We start from the raw sequence: 18046 nt of genomic DNA on the forward strand, positions 1-18046 counted from the left end.
AGGGAGGCGGCCATGTGGCCAGAACGGATCACGCGCATCATCGGCTGGATCCTCGCCGTTCTCGCCGGCCTCGCGCTCTTCGTGCTCATCGTGGGCTTCTTCGCGGTCCGGGGCTTCGTCGAGCCGGATTCCGGCTCCTTCGGGACCCTCCCCGACGAGGCGAAACAGGCGGGCCGCGACGCGGAAAGCCTCCGCGCGGCGGGCGAGCCCTATTTCGCCGCGATGGACAAGGGCCTGCTCGAGATGCCCGCGGCCGGCGCGCCCTACCCGCCCGAGATCGAGCAGGTGGCGAAGATCGCGGGGCTGGAGCCGGAGGCGGTGCGGCTCGCCGCGATCCGGGGACAGAACATGTGGATCGCCTGGACCGGCGGCAACGACCGCTTCTGGGACTGGGCGGCGCGCAACGCGATCGGCTCCTTCGACCTCCTGAAGATCATCTCCTCGCATCCGAGCCAGGCCTATGGCCGGGGCAACCGCTTCCGCTATCTCGGCCTCTCGAACGAGCCCTGTTTCCGCGCGCCGGACGGGCCGGACGACACGCATTTCGGCCTCTGGATCGACCAGCGCGACCCCGCCTGCCCGCCCGACCCGTTCGCCGACGCCGACGCCTATCCCGGCGTGAAGGTCGGCGCGCGCGGCGAGACGCTGCCCGTCGGCTCCTACTACGGCGAGCCGACCGGGGTGATGGGGCTGCGCCTCTTCCCCAATCCCGATTTCGACGCCGCGGCCAAGGCGCGCTGGGATCCGGAGCGGTTCTACAAGGATCCCGCCTATTACAACGACAAGGACCTGGTGCGCCCCTACCGCGTCGGCATGTCCTGCGCCTTCTGCCACGTCGGCCCGAGCCCGATCCACCCGCCGAAGGACGTGGAGAACCCCGCGTTCGGCGAACTCGCCTCCAACACCGGCGCGCAGTATTTCTGGGTGGACCGGATCTTCTTCTGGAACACCCGGCCGCGCGAGGATCCCGCGGTGGCGAGCCCGAACGAGGGCAACATCCTCTACCAGCTCTTCCACACCAACCCGCCGGGCGCGCTCGACACCTCGCTGGTCTCGACCGACTACATGAACAACCCGCGGACGATGAACGCGGTCTACGAGACGATCGCGCGGCTCGACATGGCGCCCGGCCAGGGGATCGAGACGCTGCGGCGGGGCGAACTCGACAACCGGCAGTTCCAGGACTACCCGGAGACGGCGGCGCTCGGCGCGCTCTTCGATCCCGCGACCGGCAAGGCGGCCTCGATGCGGGTGCTGAAGGACGGCGCGGACAGCGTCGGCGCGCTCGGCGCGCTGAACCGGGTCTATCTCAACATCGGCCTCTTCTCCGAGGAATGGCTGCTGCATTTCCGCGCCTTCCTCGGCGGGCGGAAGATCTCGCCGATCCCGATCGCCACCGCGCGGAAGAACTCGGTCTACTGGCGCGCGACGGAGGCCGGAACGCCCGACATGGCGATCTTCTTCCTCGTCACCGCCCGCGCCGACCGGCTGAGGGACGCGCCCGGCGGGGCGGAGATCCTCGCGGCCGAGGACAAGGATCAGGTGAAACGCGGCGAGATCGTCTTCGCGGAGACCTGCGCGGGCTGTCATTCGAGCAAGCAGCCGGTGCCCGACCCGTCCTTCGGCGTCGACACCGGCCCCTGCGCCGGCGGCGGCTCCGGCCCCGGCTATCGCGCCTGCTGGGACCGCTACTGGGCCTGGGTCAACTCCGACGGCTACAAGGCGGCGATGCGCGAGATGGTGGCGCGCCCCGACTTCCTCGACGGCAATTTCCTCTCGACCGACCGCCGCGTGCCGCTCGACCTCATCGGCGTCAACGCCTGCTCGGCGATCGCGACCAACGGGCTCGCCGGGGACATCTGGGACAATTTCACCTCCGCCACCTACAAGTCGCTGCCCGCGCCGAAGCCGGTGACGGTCTACCATCCGGTCTCGGGCGGGGCGACGGAATTCGCCCCGCTCGGCAACGGGCGCGGCTATGTCCGGCCCGCCTCGCTCGTCAGCCTCTGGTCGACCGCGCCCTATCTGCAGAACAACTCGGTCGGCTACGATCCGGACTACTACCACTACGACCGGCCCGCCGCCGGCTATGGCGCGGAGAAGCCGGAGAGCGCGAAGCCCGCCGCCTACGACCCGGGCGCGGCCGACGACTGGGGGCCGCGCACCTGCCCCTCCTCCGATCCCTACGACCCGGCGATGCCCTGCGTCGAGAACCGGCTCCACGCCTTCGACCGCTCGATCCGCCAGATCCTCGATCCGGCCGAGCGGCGGACGGATCCGCTCACGACCGAGCCGGTGCCGGGCTACATCTACCGCACCTCGGCCCCCGCCTGCCTGATCGTGCCGCCGGGCTTCGTCCCGGACGCGGCGCGGCCCTTCACCGGCCTCGCCCACCGGCTCGCGCCCTGGGCGGTGACGGCGGAGGGCGGGATCGCGGTCGGCCCCTTCCCGAAGGACTTCCCGATCAACGCGCTCGTCAGCACCAAGCTCCTGCCCGACAATGACGAGCCCGACATGATGGCCCATCTCTGGAAGCTCGCGAAGACCGGGCCCTCGATCCTCGCGGCGGTCAAGGCGCTGGGCGGCCAGTGCGCGCCGGAGCAGCTGCGCGATCCGGGCGTCGAGCAGCATGCCGAGGAAGTGGTGCGCGAGACCGGCCTCGTCGACACGCTGGTCGGCCTCAGCAAGTGCCCCGACTACGTGGTGAACCGCGGCCACGATTTCGGCGCCCCGCTCTCGCCCGACGACCGCGAGGCGCTGATCGCCTATCTGCGGCATTTCTGAGCGCGGCCATGGCTCCCGGACCCGACATGTTCGACGTGATCGTCATCGGGGCCGGGGCCGCCGGCGCGCCGCTCGCCGCGCGGCTGGCGGAGGGAGGCGCGCATGTGCTGCTCCTCGAGGCGGGCGGCGACCCGCTCGCCCCGGCGGAGGATCGCCGCGGCGCGCGCTCGCTGGCGGACGACTATTCCGTGCCCGCCTTCCATGCCTTCGCCTCCGAGCATCCGGGCATGACGGAGAGCTTCTGGGTCCATCACTACGACGACGAGGCGGTCGAGCGGCGCGATCCGAAATACTGGCCCGAACGGAAGGGGGTGCTCTACCCGCGCGTGCGCGCGCTGGGCGGCTGCGCGGCGCATCACGCGCTGATCGTGATCCGGCCGAACGACGCCGACTGGAACCATATCGCGGAGACCATGGGCGATCCCTCCTGGCGCGCCTCCGCGATGCAGGCCTACTGGGAGCGGGTGGAGCGCTGCCGCTCGCGCTGGTTTCCCTGGCGCTGGCTCGCGCGGCTCACCGGCTGGAACCCGCTCGGCCACGGCTGGGACGGCTGGCTCACCACCGAGCTCGCAATCCCGCTGCGCGGCCTCGCCGACCGCGCGCTCCGGGCCGAGGTGCTGTCCTCGCTCTTCGCGGCGGCGGACAACCATCCCGGCCGGGCCAGCGACTGGCAGGAGGCGCAGCCCGATCCGAACGAGCGCCCGCTCTGGAACGCCTCGGCCTCCGGCATCAAGCTGATGCCGCTCGGCACCCGGCGCCATGCCCGGCACGGCCCGCGCGAGCGGCTGCGCGCGGCCGAGGCGGCGCATCCCGACCGGCTGACGCTCCGGCTCCACGCCGAGGTGCGCCGGATCGAGATCGAGAACGGCCGCGCCGTCGCCGTCCGTTACGCCGAGCAGGGCGTGGAGCGGGTCTCCCGCGCGCGCCACGACATCGTGCTCTGCGCCGGCGCCTTCGGCTCGCCGAAACTGCTGCTTCTCTCGGGCATCGGCGATCCCGGCCATCTCGCGGAGGCGGGCGTCGCGCCGATCCACCCGCTGCCGGGCGTCGGGCGCAACCTGCAGGACCGCTACGAGATCGGCGTGGTGAACCGGATGAAACGGCCGTGGCAGACGCTCGAGGGCGTGACCTACGGCCCGTCCGACCGCGCCTACAAGCTCTGGCGCCGGTTCCGGATCGGCAATTACACGAGCAACGGCGCGCTCTTCGCGGCGCGGTTCCGCTCGCGCGCGGAACTGCCCGAGCCAGACCTCTTCTGCTTCTCCTTCCTCGCGGATTTCCGGGGCTACTACCCGGGCTATTCCGCGCGGCTGCTGAAACCGGACTACCTGACCTGGGTGGTGCTGAAGGCCTACGCGGCCAATCGCGCCGGCACGGTGCGGCTCCGCTCCGCCGATCCCGCGGACCCGCCCGAGATCCGCTTCCGCTACTTCCACGACGACGGGCCGGGCGATCGCGACGATCTCGACGCGATGGTGACCGCGATCCGCTTCGTGCGCCGGATCGCGGGCGCGATGGAGAGCCGGATCGCCGAGGAGGAGGAGCCGGGGCGCCAGCGCGAATCCGACGCGGCGCTGCGCCAGTATGTGCGCGATCACGCCTGGGGCCACCACGCCTGCGGCACCTGCGCGATGGCGCCGCTCGCCGACGGCGGCGTCGTCGACGGCGGCTTCCGCGTCCACGGGCTCGGGGGGCTCCGCGTCGTCGACGCCTCGGTCTTTCCGCGCATCCCCGGATATTTCCCCGTCGCCGCCGTCGCGATGCTGGCCGAGAAGGCCGCCGACCAGATCCTCGCGGACGCCGCGATCACCCGGAAGGAGTGAGCCATGCCCCGCCCCGCCATCCTCATCAAGCTCGCCGGCGCGCCGGAACAGGGTTTCGCCGGGCTCCGCCTCGACACCGGCGCGCGGCTGACGCCGCTCTTCGGCGTGCCGGGCGGCGACCCGGCGCTCGCGGGCGTGGCGCCCGGACGCCCCCGCGCCTGGTTCCGCGCCGAGGCGCCGGAGGGCTTCATGACGCCGGCCGCCGCCTGGGACGCGGCCCACGCGGCGGTGCGCGACGGGCTCGGGGTCGCGGACGCCGCGGTGCTGGCGGCCGAGCCCGATCTCGAACAGGTCTGGCCGGGCGAGCCCGCCCGCGCAGCCTTCGGCGCCGCCGGGGGGCCGGAGGGGCAGAAGGGCGCGCCCTTCGACCTCGGCCCGGGCTTCGGCTGGCATCTCGACGACGCGCATTCGGGGCTGCGCGCCGCGCGCGAGGCGGTGGGCGCGGCGGGGGCCGGGATCACCATCGTCCATCTCGACACCGGCTACGACCCGGCGCACCGCGCGCTGCCGCGCAATCTCGACACGGCGCGGGCGCGCAATTTCGTCGAGGGCACGAACAGCGCCGTCGACATGGCCCCGGCCTCGGGCGTGCTCACGAACCGCGGCCACGGCACCGGCACGATCGGGCTGCTCGCGGGCGGGGACACGAGGGGGCTGCGGTCGGATCCGGCGATCCCGAACGGCTTCGGCCCGCTCGGCGGCGCGCCGGAGGCGCGGGTGGTCCCGGTCCGGATCGCCAATTCCGTGGTGCATTTCTGGACCAGCACGGTCGCGCGGGGCATCGATTACGCCCGCCGGATCGGCGCCGACGTCGTCTCGATGAGCATGGGGGGCCTGCCTTCGGCGAGCTGGGCCGACGCGGTCAACGCCGCCTACGAGGCGGGCGTGCTCATCGTCTGCGCGGCGGGCAACAGTTTCAACGGCCTGCCGACCTCGCTCATCGTCTATCCCGCGCGCTTCAACCGCGTGCTCGCCGCCTGCGGCGTGATGGCGAAGGGCAACCCCTATCACGGGCTCGGCGGCCCGATGGAGGGCTGCGCCGGGCCGATGAGCAAGATGCGCACCGCGATGGCCGCCTATACGCCGAACGCGCCCTGGGCGCGGATCGGCAGCCCCGACGTGATCGACATGGACGGCGCCGGCACCTCCGCCGCGACGCCGCAGCTCGCCGCCGCCGCCGCGCTCTGGCTCGCGCGCCATGGCGACAAGTACCAGCGCTCCTGGCAGCGGGTCGAGGCGGCGCGCTCGGCGCTCTACCATTCCGCCGGGCGCGCGGGCGACGCGCCGGACGGCACCGTCGATCCGCTCCTCGGCCGGGGCCTCCTGCGCGCGCGCGCCGCGCTCGACATGCGCCCGAGCGCGGCGAGCCTCACCCGGACGGCGCCCGACAGCGCCTCGCACGCCTTCCTGCGGCTCGCGACCAGCGCCTTCGGCGCGGCCGAGCCCGATCCGCGTCGGCTCGCGATGCTCCGGCTCGAGCTTTCGCAACTCGCGCTCGCCACGCCGGCGGCCGCGCGCGCGCTCGCCGATCCCGACGATCCGGCCGCGGTCGGCGACGCGCTCGGCCGGCGCCGGCTGCTCGAGGCGATCCTCGACGAGGGCCATCCCTCCGCCGCGCTTCGCGCCGGGCTCGGCGCCGCGCTCGGCCGGGGCGCGCTCCAACCGCCAAAGCCGCGCCCGCCCGCGCCGCCCTCCACCGCGCCCGAGACCTCCTCCGGCCCCGGCGTGCCCGGCAGCGGCGCGAAGATCCCGCGCCGGATCGTCGAGCGCAAACCGACGAAGCGGCGGCTGCGCATCTTCGCGACCGACCCGGGCGACAGCCGCAGCCTGCGCCGCTCCTTCGTCAATGTCGCGACCGTCGAGATCCCCTGGGAGGAGAAGCTCGAACCCGGGCCGGTCGGCGAATATCTCGAGGTGATCGACATCGACCCGGCGAGCGGGGTCGCCTATCCGCCGGTCGATCTCGACGCGGGCGCGCTGCTGGCGCAGGACGGGATCGCGCCTTCCGAGGGCAATCCGAACTTCCACCAGCAGATGGTCTACGCGGTGGCGATGCGCACCATCCGCAACTTCGAACTCGCGCTCGGCCGGCGCGCGCTCTGGGCGGATCACAACTGGCGGGACGACAAGGGCGCGTGGCACACCGACTTCGTCCGGCGCCTGCGGATCTATCCGCACGCGCTGCGCGAGAGGAACGCCTATTACAGCCCCGAGCGCGTCGCGCTGCTCTTCGGCTATTTCGCCGAGACCGGCAGCGCCTCGCAGAGCCGGAACACCGTCTTCTCCTGCCTCTCGCACGACATCGTCGCGCACGAGACCACCCACGCGCTGCTCGACGGGCTGCACCGCCGCTTCAAGGAGCCGACCAGCCCCGACGCCTTCGCATTTCACGAGGCCTTCGCCGACATCGTGGCGATCTTCCAGCACTTCACCTTCCCCGAACTGCTCCGCTACGAGCTTCGCCGGCTGCGCGGAGACCTGACGCGCGCCTCGATCCTCTCCGATCTCGCGCGCCAGTTCGGCCAGGCGCTCCACAACGGCCGGGCGCTGCGCCAGGCGATCGGGGATGGCCCGGCGGGGGTGTTCGAGGATACCGGCGAGGCGCCGGCGCCGGCGGAGAACTACATGGACGTCTCCGAGCCGCACCGGCGCGGCGCGATCCTCGTCGCCGCGATCTTCGAGGCCTTCCTCGCGATCTTCAACCGCCGGACCGAGGACCTGCTGCGCCTCGCGACCTCCGGCACCGGCGTGCTCGGCCCCGGCGCGCTGCCCCCCGACCTGATCGAGCGGCTGGCCCGGGAGGCCGTCCACGTCGCCCAGCGCATCCTGACGAGCGCGATCCGCGCGCTCGACTACATGCCCCCCGTGGATCCGACCTTCGGCGACTACCTGCGCGCGATCGTCACCGCCGACGCGGAGGTTTCCGCCGACAGCGAGAGCGGCTTCCGCGTCGCCTTCGCCGAGGCCTTCGCCCGCCGCGGCATCTATCCGAGCGACGTGCCCATCGTCTCGCCCGACGGGCTGCTCTGGCAGGGGCCGGCCGAGCCGGAGCGCTGGAAGGGCCTGCGCCTCTTCCTGCGGCGCGCGAAAGTGAACCTGCCCGATTACAACGCGCGCGACCGGAGCATCGTGCGCCGCGCCGCGGAACGGGCGGCGGTCGACCTGCACGACTGGCTCGTCCGCTCGCTCGACGCGGAGATGGCGAGGTCGCTCGGCCTCGATCTCGCGCTGAAGATCGAGGTCCATTCGCTCCGGCCCGCCCAGCGCGTCACCGCGGACGGCGAGACGCGCACCGACCTCGTCGCCGTCATCACCCAGAAGAAGCGGCTGCCGCGCGACCCCGCCGATCCGGACGGGCCGAGCTTCACCTTCCGGGGCGGCTGCGTGCTGATCCTCGACCGCGAATACGACGCCGACTGCCCGATCCGCTACGCGATCAGCCGGCCGATCTTCAACGAGAGCCGCGCGCGGCGGGTGCGCGAATACCAGTTCGGCGGCGGCGTCACCGACGCCTATGGCGACGCGGCCACCGCCTTCGAGGGCGGAGCCCGAAGCCGGGCCGAGCCCTTCGCGCTCGTCCACGCCGAACTCGGGAGGGAATGACCATGGCCCGCGAAACCCAGGCCAGTGAAACCCGGCCTCGCGTCCGGGTCCGCATGTACCGCCAGGGGCTCGGCGACTGCTTCCTCGTCTCGGTGCTGCGCGACGACGCGCCCCCCTTCCACATGATGATCGACTGCGGCGTCATCCTCGGCACGCCCGACGCGACCGGACGGCTGCGCGCGGTCCTCGGCTCGGTGATCGAGGAGACCGGCGGGCGGATCGACGTGCTCGCCGTCACCCACGAGCATTACGATCACGTCGCGGGGTTCTTCCTCGCCCGGGATCTCTTCGCCGCGCCCGAGGAGGCGGGGGCGGCGGGCAAGCTCAGCGTCGGCGAGGTCTGGTTCGCCTGGACCGAGGATCCGGCCAGCGACCTCGCGCGGACGCTCCGCGAGGAACGCGCGGCCGGGCTGCGCGCGCTCACCGCGATGGCGCTGCGCCTCGGCGCGGCGGGGCTCGGGGACGAACCCGCCGTCGGCGCGGCGCTGAGCTTCTTCGGCGTCGAGGCGAAGGAGTCCGGGGCGAGCGGCCTCGGCCATACCGCGGAGGCGATGGCCTTCGCCGCCGGCCTCGCGCCGCCGGGCCGGGTGCGCTACCTCGAACCCGGCGCGGTGCTCGCCCCCGAGGCCGCGCCGGAACTGCGCTTCCGCGTGCTCGGGCCGCCGATGGACCGCGCGAGCCTGCGCCGGACCGACTCGACGCGCGAGGTCTATCACATCGCCGCCGGCGCGCTCGAGGCCTCGGTGCTGCTCGCCGCCGGGGAGGACGGCGCGGCCCCGGGCGAGGCGTTCAGCCCGTTCGGCCCCGGCTGGGGCCTGCCGCTCGCGAGCCTCGGGGAACTCGCCGACGACCGCGCGAAGTTCTTCCGCGAACTCTATCTCGACGATGCGGAACAGTCCTGGCGGCGCATCGACGGCGCCTGGCTCGCGAGCGCCGAGGGCCTCGCGCTGGCGCTCGACGGGGCGACGAACAACACGAGCCTCGTGCTCGCGATCGAACTCGTCGAGGGCGACGGGGACGGCGAGGGCGGCGGCGGCGAGGTGCTGCTCTTCCCCGCCGACGCGCAGGTCGGCAACTGGCTCTCCTGGGACACGCTCGCCTGGCCGGGGCCGGAGGGCACGCTGACCGCCGCCGACCTGCTCGCGCGCACGGTCTTCTACAAGGTCGGCCATCACGGCAGCCACAACGCCACGCTGCGCGCCCGGGGGCTCGAACGGATGCCGGCGCCCGATCTGGTGAGCTTCATTCCCGTGGACGAGGAGATGGCGCGGAAGAAGCGGTGGAACGCGATGCCGCTCCCCGCCCTTCTCGAGGCGCTGCGCGCGCATTGCGGGCCGGGGCTGGTCCGGCTCGACGAGGATCCGCCCGCGGACGCGCCCGGCGTCACGACCGGCGGGACCGGGGTCCAGTACGGCTCGCTCTACGTCGACTGGACCCGCGCCCTGCCGGCGCGGCGGGCGGCCACGAGCTGAGGCGGCTCACTCCGCCTCGCGCGCCGCCCGGTCCGCCTCGGCCTTCGCCTCGCTCCGGTCGCGGTAGAGCGCGGCGCGGCCGAGCAGCATCAGCGTCACCGGCGTCGTGATCGTGACGAAGAAGCCGATCAGCAGTTCATGCACCGCGAGCCGCCCGGCGAGCACCGAGAAGAGCACCATCGAGGCGGTGACGATCCCCGCCGTGCCGCCGCTGGTGCCGAGGGTGGGCGCGTGGATGCGCTCGTAGAAGGTCGGGAGCCGCAGCAGGCCGACCGCGCCGATCAGCGTCAGCCCCGCGCCGATGACGAGCAGCGCCGCGACGAGGAGCGCGACGGCGGGCGGCAGCGCCTCGAAATGCGTCTTCATTCGATCACCTCCCCGCGCATCAGGAACTTGGCGAGCGCGACGGTCGCGACGAAGGCGAGGGCGGAGATGACGAGCGCGCCCTCGAAGAAGAAGACGTTGCCGGTCCGCATCCCCTGGGTCACGAAGATCAGCATCGTGCAGATCGAGGCCGCGTCGAAGGCCAGCACGCGGTCCTGCGCGCGCGGGCCGATGATCATCCGGATCACCGCGCAGGCCATCGCCGCGACCAGCGCGACCTGGGCGCCGACGACCGAGTAGTAGAGGATCGTTCCGCTCATTCGAAGATCTCCATCAGCGGCCCCTCGTAGCGCTCGCGCACGATGCCGGCCCAGTCGGTCCCGTCCCCGAGGTCGAGCGCGTGCAGCAGGAGCCGGCCGCTCGCGCGGTCGTACTGGATCCAGGCGGTGCCCGGCATCGCGGTCAGGATCGTCGCGAGGATGCCGAGCGCGAAGGGATCGCGGAGCCGGAGCCCGATCTCGACGAAGCCCGGCACGCGCCGCTCCGCCCCGCGCAGGATCTGGCCGGCGACGGCGAGGTTGGACCCGCCGATGTCGCCGAGCACGCGGAGCGCGAGCCCCGGGATCAGCCACCACCGGCGCGGCCGGACCCGGGGCGGGCGCAGCGCCGACATCGCCTTGCCCGCGATGACGCCGACGAGCGCGCCGAGCAGGAGATGCCCGACCGAGAAGCGGTTCAGCAGCAGCCACATCAGGATGACGGTGGCGGTCAGGATCGGATGGGGCAGATGCCGCGTCATCGCGCCTCCCCCTCCCCGCCCGCGTCGACGGGCGCGGTCTCCTCGATCACGTAGGGGCGCGCGCCGAGCACGGTCTCGACATAGAGGTGAGGCTCGGAGAGGGAGCGCGCCGTCGCCTCCATGTAGCGCATCACCGAATTGGCCTGCACCGTCATGTAGAGCGTGATCGCGATCAGCCCGATCACGGGCACGAGTTCGACGAGCGCCGCCCGGGTGCGGTCCTCCTCGTCCACCGGGCCCCAGAAGGTCTGGATCCCGGTCCGGACCAGCGCGATCATCGCGGCGAGGCCGGAGACGAGCAGGAGCCCGGTCAGCGCGAAGGCGAGCGGCGAGGGTGGCCCGTCCGTCCCGATCCCCTCCGGGTTGAAGGCGGCCGAGAGGATCGCGAATTTCGCCATGAACCCGGCGAGCGGCGGCAGCCCGGCGATGAGCAGCGCGACGCAGGCGTAGCAGACCGAGAGCACGGTGAAGACGCCGGGCAGCACCGGGCCGACCAGCGGCTCGTCCTCGTCGGCCGCGTCCTCGCTGAAGCCGTAGAGCTCGGCCGTCACCGCGAAGACGGTGGCGAAACTGCCCTCGTCGCGCTCGACGAGTTCGATGATGAGAAAGAGCGCGCTGATCGCGAGCGTCGAACTCACGAGATAGTAGAGCCCGGCCGCGACGAGATGCGAGCCGCCGCCGAGCCCGAAGAGCCCGATCACCGCGAGCAGCGTGCCCGAGGAGACGAGCACCGTCGAGCCCGCGAGCCGGCCGAGCCCCTGGGAGGCGAGCACGCCGAAGGTGCCGAAGGCGACGGTGGCGAAGCCGCCCGCGACGAGGATCTCCGCGCCGATCCCGGTCTCGCCGACGCCGGTGCCGAAGAGCGAGGTCATCCTCAGGATCACGTAGACCCCGACCTTGGAGAGCATCGCGAACATCGCCGCGACCGGCGGCGCCGCGGCCAGGTAGGTGATCGGCAGCCAGAAGCAGAGCGGCCACATCGCCGCCTTGACGAGGAAGGCGATGCCGAGGATGGCCGCCGCCGCCTTCAGGAGCGGCTTCTGCTCGGCCGGCAGGGTCGGGATCTGCGCGGCGAGATCGGCCATGTTGAGCGTGCCGGTCACGCCGTAGATGAGCGAGACCCCGATCAGGAACAGGAGCGAGGCGGCGAGGTTGATCGCGATGTAGTGCAGGCTCGCCCGCACCCGGAGCGCGCCCGAGCCGTGCAGCGCCAGCCCGTAGGAGGCGGCGAGCATCACCTCGAAGAAGACGAAGAGGTTGAAGAGGTCGCCGGTCAGGAAGGCGCCGTTCAGCCCCGTCAGGATGAACATGAAGAGGCTGTGGAAATGCTGCCCCCGCCGGTCCCAGCGCGCGCTCGCGAAGATGAGCGCGCCGAGGCCGAGCACCGCAGTCAGGAGCAGCATCATCGCCGCGAGCCGGTCGAGCACCAGCACGATCGCGAAGGGCGGCGGCCAGTTGCCGAGCAGGTAGACCCCGACCGTCCCCGCCTCGCCCCCCCGGCGCGCGAGGTTCAGGAGGTCATGCGCGACGACGACGAGGGCCGCGACCGCGATGAAGCTGATGACCCGCTTCGCCCGCCGCTGCCGGTCCTCGTAGAAGAGCATGAGCGCGCCCGCGATCAGCGGGATCAGCACCGGCGCGATGATGAGGTGCTCCGGCGCCGGCATCAGTCGCTCTCCTTGCCGTCGACATGGTCGGTATCGGTGAAGCCGCGGGCGGCGATCAGCACGACGAGAAAGAGCGCCGTGGTCGCGAAGCTGATCACGATCGCGGTCAGCACCAGCGCCTGCGGCACCGGATCGGCGTAGGCGCCGGCCGCGACCGCGCCCTCCTTGCTCAGGATCGGGCTCGCCCCGGTCCTGAGGCGCCCCATCGAGAAGATGAAGAGGTTGACCCCGTGCGCGAGCAGCGCGAGGCCGACGATCACCTGATAGGTCCGGGGCCGCAGCAGCAGCCAGACGCCGGAGGCGACCAGCACCCCGATCGCGAGGGACAGGACGAGTTCCATCAGGCGGAGCCTCCCCGCCAGCCGTCCTCTTCCTCCACCTCCGCCTCCGGCCCGGCCAGGTCCGGGTCGGGCTCCTCCTCGGGCGGGCGGTCGCGCTTGGAGCGGAGCGACTGGTGGGCGATCGCGATCAGCACCAGCACGGTCGCGCCGACGACGAGGGTGAAGACGCCGAAATCGAAGATGAGCGCGGTCGCGAAGGGCACCTTGCCGACCAGCGGCACCTCGAGATAGCGCGCATGCGCGGTTAGGAACGGGAAGCCGAACATCCAGGAGCCGAGCCCGGTCGCCGCGGCGATCAGCAGGCCGAAGCCGATCCAGCGGATCGGCAGGATCCGGAGCCGGTCCTCGACCCAGCGCGCGTCCGCGCCGAGATACTGCAGCAGGAAGCCGATCGCGAGCGCCACCCCGGCCGCGAAGCCGCCGCCCGGCAGGTCGTGGCCGCGCAGGAAGAGATAGGCCGCGATCATGATCGTCGCCGGGAACATCCAGCGCATGATGACCGAGGGCACGAACATGTAGTCGCGCAGCGTCTCGCCCGGCCGGCGGTGCTCGGCCGTCACCTCGTAGTCGCGCTGGATCCGCTGCTGCTCGGGAATGTCGTCGCTCTCCCGCGCCGGGCGGAAGCGGCGCAGCAGCGCGAAGACGGTGAGCCCGACGATGCCGAGCACGGTGATCTCGCCGAACGTGTCGAAGCCCCGGAAATCCACCAGGATCACGTTCACCACGTTGGTGCCGCCGCCGAGGCTGTAGGCGTGTTCGAGGAAATAGGTCGCGATCTCGCGGTCGAGCGGCGCGGACATGACGGTGTAGGAGATCATCGCGATCCCCGCGCCGCAGAAGACCGCGACGATGAGATCGGCGAAGCGCCGCGCGCGGGCGCGGAACTCGACGTCGTCGCGGATCGCCTGGTTGCGCTTCGGCAGCCAGCGGAGCCCGAGGAGCAGCAGCACGGTCGTCACGATCTCGACGAGGAGCTGCGTCACCGAGAGGTCGGGGGCCGAGAACCAGGCGAAGGTCACGCAGGTCACGGTCCCGGCGCCCCCGAGCATCACGAGCGCGGCGAAACGGTGGTACTTCGCCTGCCAGGCCGCGCCGATCGCGCAGGCGGCGCCGACGAGCCAGACCAGCGCGAAGAGCGGGTCGAAATTCGCGAGCGAGAGCGGCGCCCAGGTCGGCGGATCGCGCAGGAAGGTCGCGGTCGCCGCGCCCGCGGCCATCAGCACCAGGATCCGGAGCTGGACCTGCAGCCGCTCGGTCCCGAGCAGCCGGTGCAGCGCGCGCATCCACCGCCAGGAGAGCGCGAGCAGCATCCGCTCGAAGATCCGCTGCCCCTCGAGCCGGCGGATCACCGGCGGCCCCTCCGGCGCCGCCGCGACATGGCGGGCGAGCAGCGCGTAGATCAGGCAGCCCGCGACGAGCGCGATCACGCTCATCACGAAGGGCGCGTTCACCCCGTGCCAGAGCGCGAGGCTGTAATCGGGCGTCGCATCGCCCAGAAGCGCCACGACCGCGGTCCTGAGATAGGGCGCGATCGTCGCCCCGGGCAGGATCCCGACCAGCAGGCAGATCGCGACCAGGATCTCGATCGGGAAGCGCATCCAGTGCGGCGGCTCGTGCGGCTTTCGCGGGCAGTCGGTCGTTGTCGGCCCGAAGAAGACCGAGACGATGAAGCGCAGCGAATAGGCGACCGCGAGCGCGCTCGCGACGAGCGCGATCCAGGGCATGGCCTGGTCGAAGGCGGAATTGTCATGCGCCTCGATCGTCTCGGCGAAGAACATCTCCTTCGAGAGGAAGCCGTTCAGCAGCGGAATGCCCGCCATCGAGGCCGAGGCGACGATGGCGAGCGTCGCGGTATAGGGCATCGCGTGGCGCAGCCCGCCGAGCCGGCGCATGTCGCGCGTGCCGGTCTCGTGGTCGATGATTCCCGCCGCCATGAAGAGCGAGGCCTTGAACACCGCGTGGTTGATGATGTGGAAGGTCGCCGCCACCAGCGCCTCCGGCGTGCCGATCCCGGCGAGCGCGGTGATGAGGCCGAGATGGCTGATCGTCGAATAGGCGAGCAGCCCCTTCAGGTCGTGCTGGAAGAAGGCGAAGAAGGCGCCGAGCAGCAGCGTCGTCATGCCGACCCCGCCCACGACCCAGAACCAGGCCTCGGTCCCGTTCAGCACCGGCGCGAAGCGCAGCAGCAGGAAGACCCCCGCCTTCACCATCGTCGCCGAATGCAGATAGGCCGAGACCGGCGTCGGCGCGGCCATCGCATGCGGCAGCCAGAAGTGGAACGGCACCTGCGCCGACTTGGTGAAGGCGCCGAGCATGACGAGGATGAGCGCGGTCAGGTAGAGCGGATCCTCCCGCAGCCGGTCGCCGGAGGCGAGCACGGTGTCGAGGTCGTAGCTTCCCACGACATGGCCGATGACGAGCAGCCCCGCGAGCAGGCAGAGCCCGCCCGCCCCGGTGACGATCAGCGACATCCGCGCCCCGTCGCGCCCCTGCGCGTTCTGGTGCCAGTAGCCGATCAGCAGGAAGGAGACGAGGCTCGTGAGCTCCCAGAAGATCAGGAGCAGGATCAGGTTCCCGGACATCACGAGCCCGGTCATCGCCCCCATGAAGGCGAGGAGCGAGGCGTAGAACCGGGGCGCCGGGTCGCGCGCCGAGAGATAGTAGCGCGCGTAGATCACGACGAGCAGCCCGATGCCGAGGATCAGCACGAGGAAGATCCAGGCGAAACCGTCGACGCGGAGCGCGAAATCGAGGCCGAAGGAGGGCATCCAGCGGATCGTCTTCTCGACCACCCCGCCCTCGGTCACGTGGCCGCGCAGCGCCGCGAGGATCCCGAGTCCGACCGCGCTCACCGCCGCCGAGAGCCAGACCTCGGCGTTGCGCAGATTCGCGGGCGAGGTCGCGGCGACGACGCTGCCCGCGAAGGGAAGGATCAGCAGGATCAGCAGGAGGTTGCTCTCGACCATGGGGAACTCATTTCAGGTCGGGCGCGGCGCGGCAAGGGCGCGTTGGGCGGCGCGCGCGGGGCCGCGGCGGGAAACCGCGGGAGCCGGCGCGCGATTCCGCGCCCTTGCCTTCTCGCCGGGGATGCTATCTTGTGCGCCGCAATGCCACGCAGACTCGTCATCGCATCGAACCGAACCGCCGCGCCGGGCGAGCCGCGCGCCGGGGGGCTGGCCGTCGCGCTCTACGACGCGCTGACCGAGCGGGGCGGCGGCGTCTGGTTCGGCTGGTCCGGCGAGGTGGTCGAGCGCGAGACCCGGGGCGTCCGGCTCTTCGCCGACGGCCCGATCGACTTCGCCCTCGCCGATCTCACCCAGCCCGAATGCGACGGCTACTATCTCGGCTATTCCAACCGCGCCCTCTGGCCGGTCTTTCACTACCGCACCGATCTCGCCCATTTCGACGAGGGCGAGTTCGAGGCCTACGAGGCGGTCAACCGCCGCTTCGGCCGGCTGCTCGCGCAGCAGACGCGGCCCGACGATCTCGTCTGGATCCACGACTACCATTTCCTGCTGATGGGCGCGGAGATGCGGGCGAGCGGCTGGGAGGGGCTCATGGGCTTCTTCCTGCACATCCCCTTCCCCGCGCCGGAGGTCTTCACCTCCCTGCCGCAGCACCAGCGGCTCGCCCGCGGGCTCTGCGCCTTCGATCTCGTCGGCTTCCAGACCGACCGCGACGCGGCGAACTTCAGGCGCTACCTGACCGAGCAATGCGGCGGCGTCCAGAACGCGGACGGCACGATCAGCGTCTTCGAACGGGTGGTGCGGGCCGAAACCTTCTCGATCGGCATCGATCCCGAGGACATGCTGAGCCTCGCGGGCTCGCAGGAGGCGCTGGCGGCGGCGGACCGGCTCGGCCGGATCATCGAGAACCGCGCCCTCGTGCTCGGCGTGGACCGGATGGACTATTCCAAGGGGCTGCCGCAGCGGATGGCGGCCTTCGGCCGGATGCTCGACGAATCCCCCGAACTGCGCGGCACGGTGAGCTTCCTGCAGATCGCGCCGCCGTCGCGGGAATCGGTCGACGCCTATCAGGCGCTCCGGGTCGAGCTCGACGGGCTCGCGGGCCGGATCAACGCCGATTACGGCGATCTCGACTGGGTGCCGATCCGCTATCTCGCCCGCGGCTATCCGCGCGAGGTGCTGGCCGGGCTCTACCGGATCGCGCGCGTGGCGCTGGTGACGCCGCTCTACGACGGGATGAACCTCGTCGCGAAGGAATTCGTCGCCGCGCAGGATCCCGAGGATCCGGGCGTGCTGATCCTCTCCGAATTCGCCGGCGCCGCCGAGCAGATGCCCGACGCGCTCCTCGTCAATCCGCACGACATCGCCGGCATGGCCGATGCGATCGAGCGCGGCCTGCTGATGCCGGTCGAGGAGCGGCGCGAGCGGTGGAACGCGCTGATCCGGGGCGTGCGCCAGAACGACATCTCCTGGTGGCGCCGGAGCTTCCTCGACGCGCTCGAGGCTTGCGCGCAATGAGCCGGAACCTGAGCGACCTGCGCCTCGCCCCGGGCGACGCGCTCTTTCTCGATTTCGACGGCACGCTGGCCGAATTGCGCGACGATCCCGACGCGGTGCGGCTCGACGCCGGGACCGAGGCGGCGCTGGCCCGGCTCGCCGCGCGGCTCTCGGGCGCGCTGGCGCTGCTGAGCGGGCGCGACATCCGCGACCTCGACCGCCGGACGCCGCGCGCGCTCTGGCGCGCCGGCGGCCACGGGCTCGAGGTCAGCGAACCGGGCAGCCCGCCGCCGCCGACCCCGCGCGGGCCGGTCGCGGAGATGCTGGAACGGCTCGACGCGGCGGTGGCCGGCTTTCCCGGCGCCCGGATCGAGGTGAAGGGCCCGATCCTCGCGATCCACTACCGCGCCGCGCCCGAGGCCGGTGAAAGCCTGATCGCCGCCGCGAAGGCGGAAGCCGAGCGGAACGCGGATCACGTGGCCCAGGCCGGGCACATGGTCGTCGAGGTGAAGCCGGCGAGCGCGAACAAGGGCCGCGCGCTCCGCGCCCTCGCCGCCCGCGCGCCCTTCGCCGGGCGCCGGCCGGTGATGATCGGCGACGACACGACCGACGAGGATGCGATCGCCGCCGCGCTCGATCTCGGCGGCGTCGGCGTGCGCGTGGGCCCGGGCGAGAGCGCCGCCGGCTACCGCGCCGCCGACCCGGCCGAGGTCCGCGCCTGGATCGCGCGCGAGGCCGCGCGGCTCGGCTGAGGCGGCCCCCGCGCGAGG

At 72.2% G+C, this 18046-nt stretch carries 12 protein-coding genes; 6 read left to right on the forward strand and 6 right to left on the reverse strand.

Annotated features, from left to right (window positions below; all coding sequences use genetic code 11):
• The first annotated feature begins 12 nt into the window (after window positions 1-12).
• From FJM51_RS15290 to FJM51_RS15305, 4 genes are read left to right on the forward strand one after another with little or no spacing between them, the layout of a single operon-like run.
• On the forward strand, window positions 13-2784 hold the full coding sequence (locus tag FJM51_RS15290) for a hypothetical protein (protein ID WP_140455010.1): 2772 nt from the start codon (window positions 13-15) through the stop codon (window positions 2782-2784).
• A gap of 8 nt (window positions 2785-2792) precedes the next feature.
• The gene (locus tag FJM51_RS15295; RefSeq protein WP_140455011.1) at window positions 2793-4607 is read left to right on the forward strand and encodes a GMC family oxidoreductase; all 1815 of its coding nucleotides are present in this window, start codon (window positions 2793-2795) and stop codon (window positions 4605-4607) included.
• Between the two features lie 3 nt (window positions 4608-4610).
• On the forward strand, window positions 4611-8210 hold the full coding sequence (locus FJM51_RS15300) for a S8 family serine peptidase (RefSeq protein WP_140455012.1): 3600 nt from the start codon (window positions 4611-4613) through the stop codon (window positions 8208-8210).
• Window positions 8211-8212: 2 nt separating this feature from the next.
• On the forward strand, window positions 8213-9682 hold the full coding sequence (locus tag FJM51_RS15305; protein ID WP_140455013.1) for a ComEC/Rec2 family competence protein: 1470 nt from the start codon (window positions 8213-8215) through the stop codon (window positions 9680-9682).
• Window positions 9683-9688: 6 nt separating this feature from the next.
• Here the strand turns inward: FJM51_RS15305 and mnhG are convergent, their stop codons facing one another.
• The 6 genes from mnhG to FJM51_RS15335 are packed head-to-tail and all read right to left on the reverse strand — an operon-like array spanning window position 9689 to window position 15779.
• On the reverse strand, window positions 9689-10048 hold the full coding sequence (gene mnhG / locus FJM51_RS15310) for a monovalent cation/H(+) antiporter subunit G (RefSeq protein ID WP_140455014.1): 360 nt from the start codon (window positions 10046-10048) through the stop codon (window positions 9689-9691).
• Window positions 10045-10326, reverse strand: a complete 282-nt coding sequence (locus FJM51_RS15315) for a K+/H+ antiporter subunit F (RefSeq protein WP_140455015.1) — start codon at window positions 10324-10326, stop codon at window positions 10045-10047. The genes mnhG and FJM51_RS15315 overlap by 4 nt, the downstream gene beginning before the upstream one ends.
• Window positions 10323-10805 carry a Na+/H+ antiporter subunit E gene (locus tag FJM51_RS15320; RefSeq protein ID WP_140455016.1) on the reverse strand — a complete coding sequence of 161 codons (483 nt, stop codon included), beginning with the start codon at window positions 10803-10805 and terminating at the stop codon, window positions 10323-10325. The genes FJM51_RS15315 and FJM51_RS15320 overlap by 4 nt, the downstream gene beginning before the upstream one ends.
• Window positions 10802-12472 carry a monovalent cation/H+ antiporter subunit D gene (locus FJM51_RS15325; protein ID WP_140455017.1) on the reverse strand — a complete coding sequence of 557 codons (1671 nt, stop codon included), beginning with the start codon at window positions 12470-12472 and terminating at the stop codon, window positions 10802-10804. Before FJM51_RS15325 ends, FJM51_RS15320 begins: the two co-directional genes overlap by 4 nt.
• Window positions 12472-12813, reverse strand: a complete 342-nt coding sequence (locus tag FJM51_RS15330) for a Na+/H+ antiporter subunit C (protein ID WP_140455018.1) — start codon at window positions 12811-12813, stop codon at window positions 12472-12474. Before FJM51_RS15330 ends, FJM51_RS15325 begins: the two co-directional genes overlap by 1 nt.
• A complete protein-coding gene (locus FJM51_RS15335; protein ID WP_140455019.1) occupies window positions 12813-15779 on the reverse strand; it encodes a monovalent cation/H+ antiporter subunit A in 2967 nt (988 codons plus the stop codon). The genes FJM51_RS15330 and FJM51_RS15335 overlap by 1 nt, the downstream gene beginning before the upstream one ends.
• Before the next feature lie 141 nt (window positions 15780-15920).
• Here FJM51_RS15335 and FJM51_RS15340 point away from each other — a divergent pair, with 141 nt between their 5' ends.
• Both FJM51_RS15340 and otsB read left to right on the forward strand, forming a co-directional pair.
• On the forward strand, window positions 15921-17297 hold the full coding sequence (locus FJM51_RS15340) for an alpha,alpha-trehalose-phosphate synthase (UDP-forming) (protein WP_140455020.1): 1377 nt from the start codon (window positions 15921-15923) through the stop codon (window positions 17295-17297).
• Window positions 17294-18028 (forward strand): trehalose-phosphatase, encoded by a 735-nt coding sequence (gene otsB, locus FJM51_RS15345; protein ID WP_140455021.1) that lies wholly within the window; start codon window positions 17294-17296, stop codon window positions 18026-18028. The genes FJM51_RS15340 and otsB overlap by 4 nt, the downstream gene beginning before the upstream one ends.
• The last annotated feature ends 18 nt before the right edge of the window (window positions 18029-18046 follow it).

Origin of the sequence: Amaricoccus solimangrovi (assembly GCF_006385685.1) — a bacterium.
In the GTDB taxonomy this organism is placed as follows: Bacteria; Pseudomonadota; Alphaproteobacteria; order Rhodobacterales; family Rhodobacteraceae; genus Amaricoccus; species Amaricoccus solimangrovi.

Bases quoted from the DNA above. Each gene is read 5' to 3' on its own strand.
- FJM51_RS15315 (WP_140455015.1), bottom strand. From the start codon at position 10,326: ATGAGCGGAACGATCCTCTACTACTCGGTCGTCGGCGCCCAGGTCGCG.
- FJM51_RS15300 (WP_140455012.1), top strand. From the start codon at position 4,611: ATGCCCCGCCCCGCCATCCTCATCAAGCTCGCCGGCGCGCCGGAACAG.
- FJM51_RS15335 (WP_140455019.1), bottom strand. From the start codon at position 15,779: ATGGTCGAGAGCAACCTCCTGCTGATCCTGCTGATCCTTCCCTTCGCG.
- mnhG (WP_140455014.1), bottom strand. From the start codon at position 10,048: ATGAAGACGCATTTCGAGGCGCTGCCGCCCGCCGTCGCGCTCCTCGTC.
- FJM51_RS15330 (WP_140455018.1), bottom strand. From the start codon at position 12,813: ATGGAACTCGTCCTGTCCCTCGCGATCGGGGTGCTGGTCGCCTCCGGC.
- FJM51_RS15295 (WP_140455011.1), top strand. From the start codon at position 2,793: ATGGCTCCCGGACCCGACATGTTCGACGTGATCGTCATCGGGGCCGGG.
- FJM51_RS15320 (WP_140455016.1), bottom strand. From the start codon at position 10,805: ATGACGCGGCATCTGCCCCATCCGATCCTGACCGCCACCGTCATCCTG.
- FJM51_RS15325 (WP_140455017.1), bottom strand. From the start codon at position 12,472: ATGCCGGCGCCGGAGCACCTCATCATCGCGCCGGTGCTGATCCCGCTG.
- FJM51_RS15290 (WP_140455010.1), top strand. From the start codon at position 13: ATGTGGCCAGAACGGATCACGCGCATCATCGGCTGGATCCTCGCCGTT.
- FJM51_RS15340 (WP_140455020.1), top strand. From the start codon at position 15,921: ATGCCACGCAGACTCGTCATCGCATCGAACCGAACCGCCGCGCCGGGC.
- FJM51_RS15305 (WP_140455013.1), top strand. From the start codon at position 8,213: ATGGCCCGCGAAACCCAGGCCAGTGAAACCCGGCCTCGCGTCCGGGTC.
- otsB (WP_140455021.1), top strand. From the start codon at position 17,294: ATGAGCCGGAACCTGAGCGACCTGCGCCTCGCCCCGGGCGACGCGCTC.